The organism is Rhizobium sp. HT1-10, from assembly GCF_049472505.1.
Classification (GTDB): Bacteria; Pseudomonadota; Alphaproteobacteria; order Rhizobiales; family Rhizobiaceae; genus Rhizobium.
This window is the reverse complement of record NZ_JBCEBQ010000002.1, coordinates 45,742-61,474: the sequence shown is the minus strand read 5'-3', so window position 1 is coordinate 61,474 and position 15,733 is coordinate 45,742. Positions and strand designations below refer to the sequence as shown.

The window sequence follows — 15,733 nt, the reverse complement described above, 5'->3', positions numbered from 1 at the left end:
TATGCTGCAACGCCGCAGAAGACGGCATTTAGGGGTACTATACAATGTTCGATAAACCGGAGCGGTCGCTGACCGTTGCTGGCAGTATCGACGAGGCGCTTGCCGCATGTCGGCAAGGTGCTGCGATCCTGGCCGGCGGTACATGGCTGATGCGAGACCCGCGTCGCGGTCGACCGATCGCCGACGCACTGGTGACCTTACATAAAATCCCTGGCTTCACCGACATTCAGATTGGTAGCGACAGCATCTCTGTCGGTGCAGCGGTAACCCACGAGGCGCTGGGCCGATCATTGATCGACATAGCGGGTTTTGAGGCAATTGTCGCTGCAGCAATGGGCGCGGCCAACCCCGCCATCCGCCGTGTGGCGACAGTGGGCGGCAATCTTTGCACACAGGATTTTGCCGCTGCCGACCTCCTGCCGGCACTCCTTGCGGCAGGAGCGACCGTGGAACTGCAAGGCTCGGACGGGCCTTTGCTTTTGCCGATCGGCGCCTTTCTCAAGGATCGCAAGACCTTTCTTGGTGATGCCATCCTCTCCAGGGTTATCCTCGACCGCACGATCGCCGCCAGTGCTCACGCGCGGCTGCCGTTGCGCAAGGCGGGGGACTATCCGGTCGCCATTGTTTCGATGGCCGTGGACATCAACGGCAGGATGTCGGTTGCGGTCGGATCTGTCGAGAACGTCGCGCGCCGATGGAATTCCCTAGAGAATGCATTTGCTGCCCGGCCCGGCGGCCGGCCGGCGAGCGCCGAAGAGGCGGCCGAACTCGCCGGAGACTGCAACGACTTTCAGGGGCGCGATGGAACGGAGGCCGACGGCTGGTATCGCCGGCAAGTAATGCCGGCGCTCGTCCGCCGCAGCATGGGTGCGCTTTTCACCGCGGGGGTCGCTGCATGACCGTTACACTTCGGATCAATGGCTCTGCCTGCCGCTTCACCGGCGACCCGATGCTGCCGCTGGTGGATCTGCTTCGCCGCGAACGCTTCCTCACGGGCACGAAAGCCGTCTGCCGCGAAGGCTTTTGCGGAGCCTGCACGGTCGATGTCAACGGGGAGGCCGTCATGTCCTGCCTTCGACCCGTTGGCTTGCTGGATGGTGCGGTCGTGACCTCGATCGAGGGAATGGCGACGGGCGACGGGCCGCTGCATCCGTTGCAGGCCGCATTCGAGGCGGCGGACGTCGTCCAGTGCGGCATGTGCTTTCCCGGCATGGTGATGGCTCTTTCGCCGTTTCTCAAGGACAACCCATCCGCCAGCCGCGCGGAGGTGAAGGCCGCGATGGCGGGCAACATCTGTCGATGCACGGGGTATGAACGTATCGTCGATGCCATCATGGGCTTCCTTGCGACACAGCCGGGAGGATCTGTCGATGAATGACGCTGCCGCGACCGTGATGGATTTTCCCCGCCGCGACGCGCGCGACAAACTGCGCGGCCGGACCAGATATACCAATGACCGTGCCACGCCCGATATGCTGCATGCGGCGCTGCTGCGATCGACCATTCCGTCAGGGCGCATCGTCCGCCTCGACGTATCGGCGGCGCTCGAATGCCCCGGCGTGCGGGGGATCGTGACGGGCGCCGATGCCTCTGCAAATTACGGCATCGGCATTGCCGATCATCCTTTGTTTGCCCTCGACACCATCCGCTACAATGGTGAGCCGATCGCTGCCATCGCTGCGGAAACCGAAGACGAGGCCCGTGCGGCGCTGGCCGCGATCATTCTGGAAATTGAGCCTGTCGAGCCGATCCTGACCATGGCCGACGCTCTCGCCCCGGGGGCGCGGCTGGTGCATGAGGATTGGCGCAGCTACGATGTCCTGAGCGAGGGTGGCGCCCGCTCCGGCAATATCGCCTGGGAGGCGAAATCCGTGCGCGGCGATGTCGATGCCGCCTTCGCACGCAATGATGTCACCATCGTCGAAAGCAGCTTCGCCGTTGGTCGGCAAAGCCATGTTCCTTTCGAGCCGCGCGTGGCGATCGGCAGCTGGGAAGACGGGCGCGCCCATATCCAGGCATCCACACAGGTGCCTTGGACGGTGCGCAACGTCACCGGGCGCGTTATGCAGCTACCGCCCGGGCGCGTAAGAGTCACGGTTCCGCCGGTGGGCGGTGGCTTTGGCCTCAAATTCGATGCATCGATCGAACCGATAACCGCGCTTCTGGCGCGCATCACGGGTCGCAAGGTCATCCTGGAGCATACGCGGCAGGAGGAGATGGCGACATGTCTCTGCCGCGAAAACGCAGAGATCACCATACGCTCGGCGGTGACTACCGACGGGGAAATTGTCGGACGCGAGGCTGTCGTGCTGATGGATTGCGGCGCCTATGGCGGCGAGCAGGTTTTCCTCACCACGATGACGTCCCATACGCTCGGTGGCAGCTACCGGCTTGGGGCCGCCCGCCTCGTCAGTCGTGCAGTCTATACGAACACGCCGCCGAACGGCGCGTTCAGGGCGTGCAACGGAGTCTACAACAGCTTTGCGCTGGAGCGCCACACAGACGAGATCTGCGCCGCGCTCGACATGGACCCGATGAAATTCCGCAAGCGCAACGTTTTGGGCGACGGCGACCTTGGACCGACGGGCCAGGTTTTCGAGGGCGATGTCCTGCGTCCGATGCTGGAGCGGATGGAGACGCTGCGAGCCAGGACGGGGACAGTCGAGCACAAGGCGGATGGCCGCCTCTACGGTCGCGCGACGGCGGTCGGCACCTGGTTCATCTTCGTCGGCCCGTCCGCCGCGACCATTAATCTGAACGCGGACGGCAGCGCGACACTGGTCACATCGGGCGTCGAGATCGGTTCGGGCACGATGATGCAATCGCTGCCGCAGATCGTGGCGGGCCAGCTCGGACTGAAACCGGAGCAGGTCGTGGTCCGCGAAGCCGACACGGATTCGGCGGGGCTCGACGTCGGTGTCGGCGGCGGCCGTACGACGGTTTCCATTGGCGCTGCCAGCATGGGCGCCTCGGCGGAGGTGCGGGAGAAGCTGCTGCGCACCGCCGGCGAGATGCTGCAGACCGTGCCGGAAAAGCTGGTGCTGCGGGACGGGCGGGTGGAAGTCGCTGGCCGCCCCGGTTCCGGTGTCTCGATCCCCACGGTTGTCGCCCATGCGCAGGCAACAACGGGGCCGATCAGCGGCACCGGGAGCTTTACCGCCAGGAACACGCCCGCCATGGCCGGCTGCGCGATGGGCCATTTCGTCGATGCCCTCGATATCCCGGTCTTCGTCGTCCACGAAGCGGAAGTGGCGGTCGATCCCGATACCGGGCATGTCGAAGTCCTGGCCTATAGGGTGGTGCAGGACGTCGGCAGGGCGCTTAACCCGCGCGCCATCATGGGGCAGATCCAGGGTGGCGTCGTGCAGGGCCTCGGCTACGCGTTGCATGAGGAAGTGACGATCACCGAGGACGGGCGGATTGCCCAGGACAGCTTCGAAACCTATCGGGTGCCGTTGGCGCAGGACGCAGTTCCGGTCGTCGCGGATCTCTACGAGGGTGCGCCTTCCATGGGGCCGCTCGGCACGAAAGGCGCCGGCGAGGTTCCCATTCTTGCGGTCGGCTCGGCCATCGCCTGTGCCGTCGCACACGCGATCGGCAAGCCGGTGGCGCGATTGCCGCTGACGCCGCCGCGCGTCCTGCGGCTGATCCATGGTCTCGAGCCCGCGCCTGTCCATCCTCATATCGCGGCTGACTGGACGGCCAACATCCTGAATTGAGTGACCAACGCCAACCGACTGCACACCACTGATCCTATTGTTATGAAAAGTATAAAAGCATGATTACGTTGAATTGCGACATGGGCGAGAGCTACGGCAACTGGCGCTTCGGAGACGACGCCGGCATCATGCCGCATGTGCATCTGGCCAATATCGCTTGCGGCTTCCATGCCTCCGACCCCTGGACGATGCTGAAGACGGTGAGGCTGGCACTGGAGCATGGGGTGAAGGTCGGTGCACATCCCTCACTGCCCGACCGGGAAGGCTTCGGCCGCCGCGAGATGAGGTTGCAGCCGGAAGAGCTGACGGCAGCGTTCCTCTACCAGATCGGCGCCCTACGGGGCATTCTGGACTCTGAAGGCGGAGTGCTTTCGCACGTCAAGCCGCATGGCATTATCTACGGCATGGCGGCGCGCGACCTGCCGATGGCACTGGCAATCGCTGCGGCTGTCAAACCCTTCGGCGTCCCGCTTTTCGGGATGGCGGGAACCTGCCACGAGGCAGCGGCTGCCGAACTCGGCGTCCCCTTTGTCGGCGAGTTCTTCCCCGATCTGACCTATGCGCCGGACGGCAGCCTGATCATCCCGCGGGCACACGGCACCATAGATCTTGTCGTGGCCGAGCGGAGAATGCGCCGTGCGCTGGCGGACGGCGAACTCGAGGCGACGGACGGCAGCATCCGTCCGCTCACTTTCGGCACTGTCTGCATTCATTCCGATCCACCCAATGCCCGTGACGTCGCTGCGCTTATGCGGCAGGTCATCGATAGTTATCCCGAGGTCTAAGCCATGCACCATACTCCAGAGCCTCTGCTCACCGCCAACGATCTCAGAAAGAACGCCGCCTTCGTCGCTGGCGAATGGATCGCGGCCGACAACGGCGCAACCCTTGCCGTCCACAATCCGGCCGACGACGCCGTTGTCGGCCTTGTGCCAGATCTCGGGGCGGCCGAAGTCACGCGGGCCATTGCTGCCGCGAACGCCGCTTTGCCGGCCTGGCGCTCACGCCCGCCCATGGAGCGGGCGACGTTGCTGAAACGCTGGAATGCCCTGATCCTCGCCCACAAGGAGCCGCTTGCGGAGATCCTGACGGCAGAGCAGGGCAAGCCGCTGGCGGAAGCCGGCGGAGAGATCGTCTACGGAGCAAGTTTCGTCGAATGGTTTGCCGAAGAGGCGCCGAGAATAGCCGGCGAGGTTATCCCTTCGCCACGGGCCGGCAGCCGCATCATCGTCCAGAAACATGCCGTCGGCGTCTGCGCCCTCATCATCCCCTGGAACTTCCCAAATGCGCTTTTTCTCCGCAAGGCGGCGGCGGCGCTTGCCGCCGGTTGCACGGTGGTCATCAAACCATCCGAATTCACGCCATTCTCGGCACTGGCACTCGCCGAACTGGCAAGGCTGGCGGGCATTCCGGATGGCGTCCTCAATGTCGTGACCGGCATGCCGCAGGAAATCGGCCGTACGCTGATGGAGAGCACGGTCGTGCGCAAGCTTTCGTTCACCGGCTCCACCCGCGTCGGCAAGATGCTGCTGGCTCAAACCGGCGATACGGTAAAGAAGGCCTCGCTCGAACTCGGCGGCAATGCCCCGCTGATTGTCTTTGACGATGCCGATCTCAATCGTGCTGTCGACGGCTGCATTGCGTCGAAATTCCGCAACAACGGCCAGACCTGTGTCTGCGCCAACCGCATCTTCGTGCAGGCCGGCATTCACAACGCCTTTGTCGCGCGCCTCAAAACTGTCGTCGAGGCAATGAAGGTCGGGCCCGGCAACGAGCCCAGCGTGTCCAATGGTCCGCTGATCAACGCTGCCGCCATCGCCAAGGTCGAGCGTCATGTCACCGACGCGGTTGCCAAGGGCGCAACTGTGGTCACCGGGGGCAAGCGGCTGCATGGTCTCTTTTATCAGCCGACGATCCTCACCGGCGCGACGGAAGCAATGGAACTCGCCCATGACGAGACCTTCGGCCCGGTTGCGGCGATCTTCCGTTTCGAGACCGAGAAGGAAGTGGTCGATGCCGCCAACTCGACGCCCTATGGGCTGGCGGCCTACTTCTTCACGCGGGATGCGGATCGTATTTTCCGCGTTGCCGATGCGCTGGAAACCGGCATGGTCGGGATCAACGAAGGCCTGATTTCCAATTCGGTGGCGCCGTTCGGAGGCATCAAGGAAAGCGGGCTCGGGCGTGAAGGCTCGACCCATGGCATCGAAGAATATCTCGAAATGAAGACCCTCACCATCAGCTCCAGTCTGTGAGAATTCGACATGAACACTCTCTCCAACTCGCTCGCCGCCGCCGACATCGCCACCATCCTTCATCCGAACACCAACATGCGCCTACATGAGCGCACCGGTCCGCTGGTGATCGAGCGCGGCGATGGCATCCGCGTCTACGATGACCATGGCAAGGAGTATATTGAGGGGCTGGCCGGTCTCTGGTCGGTTGCCGTCGGCTTTTCGGAGCCACGGCTGGCCGAGGCCGCCTACAAGCAAATGCTGAAGCTGCCCTACTATCATACCTTCTCGTCCAAATCGCACGAGCCATCGATCCGGCTGGCGGAGAAACTGGTCGAGATGACGCCATCAAGCGTCAGCCGCGTCTTCTTCACCTCTTCAGGGTCTGAGGCGAACGACAGTATCGTCAAGATGGTCTGGTACATGAACAATGCGCTTGGCCGACCGAAAAAGAAGAAGTTCCTCTCGCGTATCAAGGGCTATCACGGCATCACGGTGGCCTCGGGCAGCCTGACCGGACTGCCGACCAACCACCGCGACTTCGATCTGCCGGCCATTCCCGTGCACCATCTCACATGCCCGCATTTCTACCGTTTCGGGGCCGAAGGCGAAGACGAGGCTGCCTTCACGGCGCGTCTGCTTGCCGAGCTTGAAGCGGTGATCGCGACCGAGGGGGCAGATACGATTGCTGCGTTTATCGGGGAACCGCTGATGTCAGCGGGCGGCGTGATGCCGCCTCCGGTCGGGTACTGGGAGGGCGTTGAGCGCATCTGCCGCGCCAACGATATCCTTATCATTTCGGACGAAGTGATCTGCGGCTTCGGGCGCCTGGGCACGCCGTTCGGCTGCGAAAAATACGGCTTCACGCCCGATATCATGACGGTCTCCAAGCAGATCACCTCGTCCTACATGCCCTTGGCCGCCGTGATGTTCTCCGATGCGATCTATCAAGCCATTGCCGACAATTCGGAAAAGCTCGGCGTGTTCGGCCACGGTTACACAGCCTCAGGCCACCCGGTGGCGTCAGCGGTGGCGCTTGAAAACCTTGCCATCATCGAGGAGCGGGACCTGATGGGCAATGCGGTAAGGCTTGAGGCACAGTTCCAGGCCGGCCTGCGCTCATTTGCCGATCATCCGCTCGTCGGCGAAGCCCGCGGTGATGGCCTGATCGGCGCCGTGGAGCTGGTGGCTGACAAGGCGACGCGCAAACCTTTTGAGAAGATCGGCAGGGCAGGGGCGATCGCTTCGGCCATTGGCCACGAGGAAGGGCTCATCTTCCGCGCGATCGGCGACCAGCTGGCGCTGTGCCCACCGCTGATCGTCACATCAGACGACGTCACCGAGATCATGAAGCGCATGGGCCGGACACTCGAGCGGCTGCCGGCTGCCGTTGCCGCGGAAGGGCTGGCATGAGCGCGGGCAAGACTTCGACCGCGGCCGAGGAGGATCTCGGCCGCCAGCGGCTCGCAACCCTTCACCGGTTCCTCGATGCGTGGAATGCCCGCGATGTCGAGGCGCTGATGGGATGCATGGCCGCAAACTGCTCTTTCCACGGCTCGAGCGGACATGACGCAGAGGGAAGCCGACATGTTGGCCGAGAGGCCGTGCAGAGGGCTTATGCAGCGCTCTTCGAGGCCTTTCCACAGACCTCCTGGACAGAGCGGCAGCATGTCGTCAGCGGCGAAACCGGCCTGTCTGCCTGGCGTTTCTCCGGGTTGACGGCTGCCGGACATGTGGTCGAGGTCGATGGTTGCGACATCTTCACCTTCGACGGCCCACTGATTGCGCTGAAGGACTCCTACCGCAAGGCACGCAGCTAAGGCGGCTGGTGACCAACCTGCCTTGGTCAGCCACCGCCACCCATGGTGACGGACATGAAGGCCCGGAACGTAGCCGCTGCGGCTTCAAGCGGTCGGGTGCGTGCCCAGGCGAGGCCGACATTCATGCTCGGCACGGGCTCGATGAGCCGGCGCAGTTCGATCCGTTGGCCGTCGAGAGACCAGGGACGGTAGACCATGTCGGACAAAATCGTCACCCCGACGCCTGCAGCGACAAGGGAACGCACCGCTTCGACCGAACTTGTGGTCAGGACACTGCGGGGCGTTTCGCCGACCATTTCCCAGTACCGTGTCGCCGTCTTGCTGGCCTCGTCCACGGTCAGCATGATGTAGTCTTCCCGAGCGACATCCGTAAGGCTGATTTCGTTTCGCACCAGAAGATGGTGATCCGCCGCCAGCCAGAGCCGACGGCTGGACCGCAATAGAAGCTCCTGCTCAAGCTCTTCCGTATTCTCCAGATTTGACACGAGCATCAGGCCGATATCGAGCTCGCCTTGAGCCAATTGCTTCTCGAGCGCGACGCGGGGAAGCTCTTTCAGTTCGATGGAAATCTGTGGGTAGGTGTTGCGGAATCGCGCGTAATATTTGGACATGAAGTAGCCGACCACAGTGTAGGTCGTGCCTATTCGCAGCGTCCCGGAAACTTCGGCGCGCTCGCGAAGCGGGCTTCGCACTGCAGCGGCGACCGCGCCGGTGATGATGCGCGCATGCTCAAGAAATCGCGCACCCTCTATCGTCAGCCGCACACCGGCATGTGTTCGTTCAAGTAACCGGACCCCCAACTCATCCTCGAGCGACTTTATCGCAGCAGTTACCGCAGATTGTGAAATATTAAGGTTCACCGCAGCATGACTGACCTGCCCGCTCTCCGCCGAGGCAATGAAATAATCCAATTGTTTCAACGTTATACTCATGCTTTAGGACCCCTTGGAGAATTATCTCTTTTTTTGATATTACATTCAAAAAATTACTATTTCACAAGAGGCAAAAGCTCAGACAAGAATTGTGCAACGCCGCATAGACGGTAGACTTATAAGGGGTACGACTAAAATGAACGTCACACTCAATTGTGACATGGGCGAGAGCTTTGGCCTCTATCGGCTGGGCGACGACGCCGGCATGATGCCATTGATCGACGCAGCAAACGTTGCCTGCGGCTTTCACGCTTCCGACCCAAACCACATGCGCATCACCGTCCAGCGTGCCAAGGCAAATGGCGTCAAGGTCGGTGCTCATCCGTCGCTGCCGGACCTTCAGGGTTTTGGGCGGCGCGAGATGAAAATGAGCCGGGAAGAGATAGCTAACTCGGTCATCTACCAGGTCGGCGCACTGGTTGGCTTCCTCAAGGCGGAAGACATGCCGCTGCACCACATCAAGCCCCATGGCAGCCTCTACGGCATGGCGGCGCGGCAGGAAGACGTGGCTCACGGAATCTGCGATGCGGCTGAAGTCTTCGGCGTTCCGCTGTTCGGCATGACCGGCACCAAGCACGAAGAAATCTATCAGCAGCGCGGCATCGCTTTCGTCCCCGAGTTCTACGCCGACCTCGACTACGCACCCGGCGGCGTCTTGATCGTGACGCGTGAGCACGAAGCGAAAGACCCGGCACTGATGGCCGAGCGCTGCATACGCGCCCTGGCTGACAAGAAGGGCACGGCCGTTGACGACAGCCTTTTCCCGGTCGGCTGCGAAACGATATGCGTGCATTCGGACACGCCCAACGCTATCGATATAGCAAAGGCCGTGCGAAGCGCGATCGCGCCCTGGCGCTAAGGCCAACGGCCGCCTTTAAGGCGGCGGTACGACAGCCTGCATCCATCTTACATTATCGGATTTGGAGTGTTTTCCCCATGGCACAGATACTTTCTCCCCTGCCCGGAACGTTCTATCGCAGCGCCGCTCCCGGCCAGCCGCCACTCAAGGCGGACGGCGATGCCGTCGCCGTCGGTGACGTGATCGGTTTGATCGAGGTCATGAAATCCTTTCACGAGGTCAAGGCCGAGGTGGCTGGCGCCAGCATCGCTTTCCTCGTCGACAACGAGGAGCCGATCATGGCCGGCGCACCCCTGGCGGAAGTCGGCTGATGTTGAAGAAGCTGCTGATAGCCAATCGCGGCGAGATTGCAGTGCGCGTCATTCGCGCAGCGCAGGATCTCGGTATAGCGACGGTCGCCGTCTACTCCGCAGCCGATGCCGATGCCTTGCATGTGCAACTGGCCGACGAAGCCGTCAATATCGGTCCGCCTGCGGCCAAGAAGTCCTATCTCAACATGGACGCACTGCTGGCCGCCGCCCGTGATACCGGCTGCGACAGCATCCATCCAGGCTATGGCTTCCTTGCCGAGAATGCGGAATTCTCCGATGCCGTCAGCGCGGCCGGGCTTGTCTTCGTCGGCCCGTCCGGCAATGCAATCCGGCTGATGGGCGACAAGGTTTCCGCGCGGGCTGCTGCTGCTGCGGCAGGTGTCCCGGTCGTTCCCGGTTCCGTTGGTCGCGTCGACAGCCTCGAGGCTGCGCGCGACGTGCTTGCGGAAACGGGGTTTCCCGTGATGATCAAAGCCGCTGCCGGCGGCGGCGGGCGGGGCATCCGCATTGCCAATTCGCTCGCCGAATTCGAACAGGCCTATCCCCAGGCCCAGGCTGAAGCGCTTGCTGCCTTCGGCGATGGCGGTCTCTACATGGAGAAGGTCATTGGCCGCGCCCGCCATATCGAGGTGCAGGTTTTGGCTGACGGCCATGACGCCATCCACTGCTATGAGCGGGAGTGCTCTTTGCAGCGGCGGCGGCAGAAGGTGTGGGAGGAGGCTCCGTCGCGGGCGCTTTCGGAGCCTTTGCGCGAGGAACTCTGCGCATCGGCGGTCGCGCTCGCCCGTGCCGTCTCCTACTCGGGCGCCGGAACGGTGGAGTATCTCTACGACGACGCGGCCGATCGCTTCTACTTTATCGAGATGAACACCCGCATTCAGGTCGAGCATCCGGTGACGGAAGCGATCACCGGTATCGATCTCGTGGCCGAGATGCTGCGCATCGCCGGTGGCGAGCCCTTGAGGCTCAAGCAATCCGACATCAGCGTCAAGGGTCATGCGATCGAGGTTCGTATCAATGCCGAGGATCCTGCCAAGGATTTTGCGCCTTTCCCCGGCAAGGTCGGCGACCTGCGCATCCCGGGTGGCCCCGGCGTCCGCTTCGATTCGATGCTCTATAATGGCTACCAGGTGCCGCCATTCTACGATTCACTTCTCGCCAAGCTGATCGTCCATGGCGAAACCCGGGAAGCCGCCATTGCCAGGCTCGTGCGCGCCCTCGGCGAACTTCACATTGCAGGCATGAAGACCACCAAACCGCTCTTTCTTGCGCTTGCCGCCGATCCGTCGGTCCAGGCGGGAGACGTGCATACGCGCTGGCTGGAAGGCTGGCTCATTGAAAACGCAGCGGCACTTGCCAGCTGACAAGGAGAAGCGATGTCGATACGTTTCAACTTCGGCGGTGACGAACATATCTTCGGAGAGGTTTCCGAGGACATGTCGCTCGCCTCCTTCTTCACCGGCCTGTCGATGATCAACGCCGTCCGCGAAGCGGGCATTCGGGGCGTCACGGAAACCTGCCCGGCCAATGCCAGTTTTCAGATCCGCTTCAACCCGGACATCATCTCGCCGCAGGACCTGTTGAAGGAACTGACCGCGATGGAGGACGCGGCATCCAAATCGGACGCCGCCCTGAAGACGCGCATCATCGAGCTTCCCGTTTACTTCCAGGACCCCTGGACGCACGAGACTGAAATGCGCTTCCGCGAGCGCCACCAGGATCCGAGTTCGACCGATCTCGAATACTCGGCAAGGATAAACGGCTATCCAACCATCGAAGAGTTTATCGCCGCCTATTCCGGACAGCCCTGGTTCGTTTCCATGGTCGGTTTCGTGGCGGGCCTGCCCTGGCTCTATCAGATGGTGGAGCGGAAGAAGCAGATCGAGGCGCCGAAATATCTTCGTCCGCGCACCGATACGCCAAAACTCACCATCGGTCATGGTGGATGCTTTGCGGCGATCTATTCCGTGCGCGGCGCCGGCGGTTACCAGATGTACGGCGTCACGCCGGCACCGATTTATGATCCGACGCGCAAGGTCCGTTACCTCACGGACGAGATGTGCCTCTTCAAGCCAGGCGATATCGTCAAGTTCAAGTCCATCACCCGGGACGAATACGACGCGACGCTAGAAGAGATCGAGGCCAATCGCTGGCAGCCGACGACGCGAGAATGTACCTTCAGTCTCGCCAGCTTCAACAAGGACATCTACGGCACCAACGCCCAACTGATGGAGCTCCTCAATGGTCGTTAAGGTAATCAGCCCCGGCCTGGCAACGTCGGTCCAGGATCTTGGTCGACCTGGCTATTATCACCTGGGCATTCCCGAGGGTGGCGGCATGGATCGCTTCGCCACCCGCATCGCAAACCTTCTGGTCGGCAACGACCCCGGTGCCGCGGTACTCGAGGTCACCTTCATGGGGCCCGAGCTGGAATTCACCGAGGCCGCTGTCGTCGCAGTCACAGGCGGCGAGCTGCCGCCCAAGGTCAATGGCGAGGAAAAGCCGAGCTGGGAAGGCTTCCCGGTCAAGGCCGGAGACCGCCTGTCTTTCGGCTACCTCAAGGCCGGTGCCCGCGCCTACATCGCGATTTCCGGCGGCATCGATGTTCCCGTCGTTCTGGGGTCGCGATCGACCTATGTGCTGGGCGCGCTCGGCGGCTTCGAAGGCCGCGTCCTGAAAGCCGGCGACGAGCTGGCGATCGGGGAGGGCAGCGGCAAAGTCGGACTATCGCTTCCTGTCCAGCTTCGCGGGTCTGGTGCATCACCGGCAGAGCTACGGATGCTTCCCGGCATCTACTGGCATCGGATTACCGAAGCGGCCGGCAAGCGCTTCTTCGAGGACACCTGGAAAGTGGCGCCGGAAGCGGACCGTATCGGCTATCGCTTCCGTGGCGGCACACCTCTCGAATTCCTGCCGCGCGAACAGCCTTTCGGAGCGGGCTCCGATCCGTCCAATATCGTCGATGCCTGCTACCCCTATGGCTCGGTCCAGGTTCCCAGCGGAACGGAGCCGATCGTGTTGCATCGCGATGCCGTTTCGGGTGGCGGCTACATGATGCTCGGCGTTGTCATCTCGGCCGACATGGATCGCATCGCGCAGATGCAGCCCCATACACCGGCACGGTTCGTGCCTGTCAGCCTCGATGAGGCCCTTGCTGCGCGCGCCGACCGTCAGGCCGCGCTTGCCAAGGCTGAAGAATATCTGTCCGCCTGAGGCGGTCGGGCGTTTCCGGAGAGGACCGGAGACGGGAAGAGCATGGCCGACTAAATCGGCCCTTGGCCGCGCCGGTCAACAAGAGCCGGCGCGCGCAACGACAAGACTAAGCCGGTAAACGGCGGGAACGTGGAAGCCGAGTGGTCCGAAGAGATCGCCGGAACCGACTGGGGAACATTGTTGAGATCATAAGGCCGAACAAGGCCCGGCTCTGCATGCCCTTTCCGTCGGCAACATAAGGAACAGGGGATCATGAGTCATTTGTCTGCGGAAAATGTGTCCGTCGCCTTTGCGGGGCTCAAGGCGCTGTCATCGGTGACGCTTGACATAACACCGGGACATATCAGCGGCTTGATCGGCCCGAACGGTGCCGGAAAGACCACGCTGGTCAACGTCCTGACAGGATTTCAGGAGCCGACCGAAGGCGCAATCAAGCTCGATGGCGCATCGCTCAGCGGGCTGAAACCCCATCAGGTACGCCGCCGCGGCATCGCCCGGACCTTTCAGGGCGGACGCCTGTTTCGCGACCTGGCGGTCATCGACAATCTGGAGGTGACCGGTGTCGGTTTGGGCATGAGCCGGCGCGCGGCCGTCGCCGAGGCTGAAGCCATGCTCGACTGGATCGGCATCGGCGCCCTCGGCTCGCGCATCGCCGGCACCTTGCCCTATACCGACGAGCGCCGGGTGGCCATCGGGCGCGCGCTGATGGGACGCCCCGGCTATATTCTTCTCGACGAACCGGCCGCAGGAATGAGCGGCCATGAAGCGGCCGAGCTGTCGGCGCTGGTCAGGCGCATCGCCCGCGAACTCGGCTGCGGTGTCCTGCTGATCGAGCACAATGTCGGCCTGGTCCTCGGCCTATGCGACCACATCGTCGTTCTTGATTCCGGCGCCGTGATCGAGGAGGGCACGCCTGCTGCCATACGCCAAAGCGAAAAGGTCAGGCATGCCTATATGGGCACGGCTGCAGAGACTTCAGTTCCGGTCGCGGAGGTCCTGCTATGAGTGTCCTCGTTCTTGCAAATATCGATATTCGCTACGGCCGCCTGACGGCGGTGCGGGATGTCTCGTTTTCCATGAAGGACGGCGAGACGCTGTTCATCACCGGGCCGAACGGGGCGGGCAAGTCGTCCCTGCTCAGGGCCATCGCCGGGGTCACGCCTGTCGCCGGTGGAACCATCGATTTCGACGGATACAACATCACCGGCCGCGCGCCTGAGGACATCGCCCGCCTCGGCTTTTCGATGGTTCCCGAAGGCCGGGACGTGTTCGGCTCGCTGACCATCGAGGAAAACCTTCTGGTCGGCACCGGCATGAATTCCCGGCAGAGCGGATGGAAAGCCCGGACGGCGGAAGACATGGAAGCCGTCTACGAGACGTTTCCGATCCTCAAGGAACGCCGCCACGGGCAGGCGGGGCTGCTCTCCGGCGGACAGCAGCAGATGCTGGTCATCGGCCGGGCGCTGATGACCAACCCGCGCCTGATCGCCATCGACGAACCCTCGCTCGGCCTTGCTCCCAACATTACCGACCAGGTCTATGAGCGCCTCATCGCGCTCCAGGCGCAACGCAAACTGACGCTTCTGATCGTCGAGCAGAGCTCCACCCGCGCCGTGCTTGTTGGTGGACGGATGATCCTGATGCGCGGCGGCCAGATCGTGCTGGACGGCGACGCTCGGACGCTCGGCAACAGCGAGGCCATCCAGGCCGCCTACTTCGGCTACGAGGATCATTGAGATGCTGCAAATTATCTTCGACTCGCTGTCTCTCGGCTCGCTCTACGCACTCGGTGCACTCGGGATCGCGCTCATCTTCGGCGTGATGCGCCTGGTCAATTTCGCCCATGGTGACATCATCGCCTTTTGTATCTTTGCTCTGCTGTGGCCATCCACCGATGCGATGGCCATCGTGTTTGCCGGCAACCTGCCATGGTTTCTGTTGATACCGCTGGTGCTCGCCGTCGGGGCAGGGCTGTCGGTTCTGTGCGAGATCGTCGTCTTCCGACACTTTCGCCGCGCCAACCCGGCAACCATGATGATCGCATCCTTCGCCCTCGGCTTCGTCATCCGCTACTTCCTGCTGATGCTGTACACCAGCCGGCCAAAGTCCATCTCGCTGCTGCCGATGCTTTCCCAGCCGGTGGAAATCTTCGGTGCCCGGCTTCCCCTTCTGCAATTGATTACCATCATATCGACGGTGCTGATCCTGATCGGCCTCTCGCTCTTTCTGCGGCGCACCCGCTTCGGCCTGGAGATGCGGGCAGCGGCGGAGAATTTCTCGATGGCCCGCATGCTCGGCGTCCGGGCCAACCGGGTGATCATGGGCGCTTTCGCACTCTCCGGCGCACTGGCGGGTGCCATTGCCATGATTTTCGGCAGCCAGACGGGGACGGCCGACATCCAGATGGGGGCCTCGATCATGCTGATGGCTTTCATCGCCACGGTGATCGGCGGCCTCGGCAGCCTCGCCGGCGCCGTGCTTGCAGGCTTTCTCTTAGGCGCAGCCTCCGTCGTCATGCAGGTCGTGCTGCCGGTCGATGCCCGTCCCTTCCGCGATGCCTTCGTCTATGGCGCAGTCATCCTCATCCTCCTCTTCCGTCCGCAAGGCCTGATCGCCGCGCGTGGCACCAAGGAAAGGGTCTGATC

General features: G+C 62.6%; 16 protein-coding genes. 15 read left to right on the top strand and 1 reads right to left on the bottom strand.

The genetic code is table 11. The annotated features are described in order from the left end of the window. Positions 1–44: 44 nt before the first annotated feature. The 7 genes from VH564_RS05415 to VH564_RS05385 are packed head-to-tail and all read left to right on the top strand — an operon-like array spanning position 45 to position 7,773. Entirely contained in the window at positions 45–899 is an 855-nt protein-coding gene (locus VH564_RS05415; RefSeq protein WP_423338798.1) for an FAD binding domain-containing protein, read from the top strand. Next, positions 896–1,378 (top strand): (2Fe-2S)-binding protein, encoded by a 483-nt coding sequence (locus tag VH564_RS05410; protein WP_423338797.1) that lies wholly within the window; start codon positions 896–898, stop codon positions 1,376–1,378. The genes VH564_RS05415 and VH564_RS05410 overlap by 4 nt, the downstream gene beginning before the upstream one ends. Next, positions 1,371–3,719: a xanthine dehydrogenase family protein molybdopterin-binding subunit gene (locus VH564_RS05405; RefSeq protein ID WP_423338796.1), complete on the top strand. Its 2,349-nt coding sequence runs from the start codon at positions 1,371–1,373 to the stop codon at positions 3,717–3,719. The genes VH564_RS05410 and VH564_RS05405 overlap by 8 nt, the downstream gene beginning before the upstream one ends. Before the next feature lie 59 nt (positions 3,720–3,778). After that, complete coding sequence (locus VH564_RS05400) at positions 3,779–4,504, top strand: LamB/YcsF family protein (protein WP_423338795.1); 726 nt, start codon at positions 3,779–3,781, stop codon at positions 4,502–4,504. Positions 4,505–4,507: 3 nt separating this feature from the next. Next, entirely contained in the window at positions 4,508–5,974 is a 1,467-nt protein-coding gene (locus VH564_RS05395) for an NAD-dependent succinate-semialdehyde dehydrogenase (RefSeq protein ID WP_423338794.1), read from the top strand. 9 nt (positions 5,975–5,983) lie between these two features. After that, the gene (locus VH564_RS05390) at positions 5,984–7,366 is read left to right on the top strand and encodes an aspartate aminotransferase family protein (RefSeq protein ID WP_423338793.1); all 1,383 of its coding nucleotides are present in this window, start codon (positions 5,984–5,986) and stop codon (positions 7,364–7,366) included. Further along, on the top strand, positions 7,363–7,773 hold the full coding sequence (locus tag VH564_RS05385) for a nuclear transport factor 2 family protein (protein WP_423338792.1): 411 nt from the start codon (positions 7,363–7,365) through the stop codon (positions 7,771–7,773). The genes VH564_RS05390 and VH564_RS05385 overlap by 4 nt, the downstream gene beginning before the upstream one ends. Before the next feature lie 26 nt (positions 7,774–7,799). Here VH564_RS05385 and VH564_RS05380 read toward each other — a convergent pair whose 3' ends face one another. Next, on the bottom strand, positions 7,800–8,693 hold the full coding sequence (locus VH564_RS05380; protein ID WP_423338791.1) for a LysR substrate-binding domain-containing protein: 894 nt from the start codon (positions 8,691–8,693) through the stop codon (positions 7,800–7,802). Between the two features lie 148 nt (positions 8,694–8,841). Here VH564_RS05380 and VH564_RS05375 point away from each other — a divergent pair, with 148 nt between their 5' ends. From VH564_RS05375 to VH564_RS05340, 8 genes are all read left to right on the top strand, one after another. Next, positions 8,842–9,564, top strand: a complete 723-nt coding sequence (locus VH564_RS05375) for a LamB/YcsF family protein (RefSeq protein ID WP_423338790.1) — start codon at positions 8,842–8,844, stop codon at positions 9,562–9,564. Positions 9,565–9,641: 77 nt separating this feature from the next. Continuing rightward, on the top strand, positions 9,642–9,875 hold the full coding sequence (locus tag VH564_RS05370) for an acetyl-CoA carboxylase (RefSeq protein ID WP_423338789.1): 234 nt from the start codon (positions 9,642–9,644) through the stop codon (positions 9,873–9,875). Next, positions 9,875–11,239, top strand: coding sequence for an acetyl-CoA carboxylase biotin carboxylase subunit (locus VH564_RS05365; RefSeq protein WP_423338788.1), 1,365 nt, complete (start codon positions 9,875–9,877; stop codon positions 11,237–11,239). Before VH564_RS05370 ends, VH564_RS05365 begins: the two co-directional genes overlap by 1 nt. Positions 11,240–11,251: 12 nt before the next feature. After that, positions 11,252–12,127, top strand: coding sequence for a 5-oxoprolinase subunit B family protein (locus tag VH564_RS05360; RefSeq protein WP_423338787.1), 876 nt, complete (start codon positions 11,252–11,254; stop codon positions 12,125–12,127). After that, positions 12,117–13,088 (top strand): biotin-dependent carboxyltransferase family protein, encoded by a 972-nt coding sequence (locus VH564_RS05355; RefSeq protein ID WP_423338786.1) that lies wholly within the window; start codon positions 12,117–12,119, stop codon positions 13,086–13,088. The genes VH564_RS05360 and VH564_RS05355 overlap by 11 nt, the downstream gene beginning before the upstream one ends. Positions 13,089–13,340: 252 nt before the next feature. Then, positions 13,341–14,093 carry an ABC transporter ATP-binding protein gene (locus VH564_RS05350; RefSeq protein ID WP_423338785.1) on the top strand — a complete coding sequence of 251 codons (753 nt, stop codon included), beginning with the start codon at positions 13,341–13,343 and terminating at the stop codon, positions 14,091–14,093. Beyond that, positions 14,090–14,824 (top strand): ABC transporter ATP-binding protein, encoded by a 735-nt coding sequence (locus VH564_RS05345; protein WP_423338784.1) that lies wholly within the window; start codon positions 14,090–14,092, stop codon positions 14,822–14,824. Before VH564_RS05350 ends, VH564_RS05345 begins: the two co-directional genes overlap by 4 nt. 1 nt (position 14,825) lies before the next feature. Beyond that, positions 14,826–15,731, top strand: a complete 906-nt coding sequence (locus VH564_RS05340; RefSeq protein WP_423338783.1) for a branched-chain amino acid ABC transporter permease — start codon at positions 14,826–14,828, stop codon at positions 15,729–15,731. Positions 15,732–15,733: the final 2 nt, after the last annotated feature.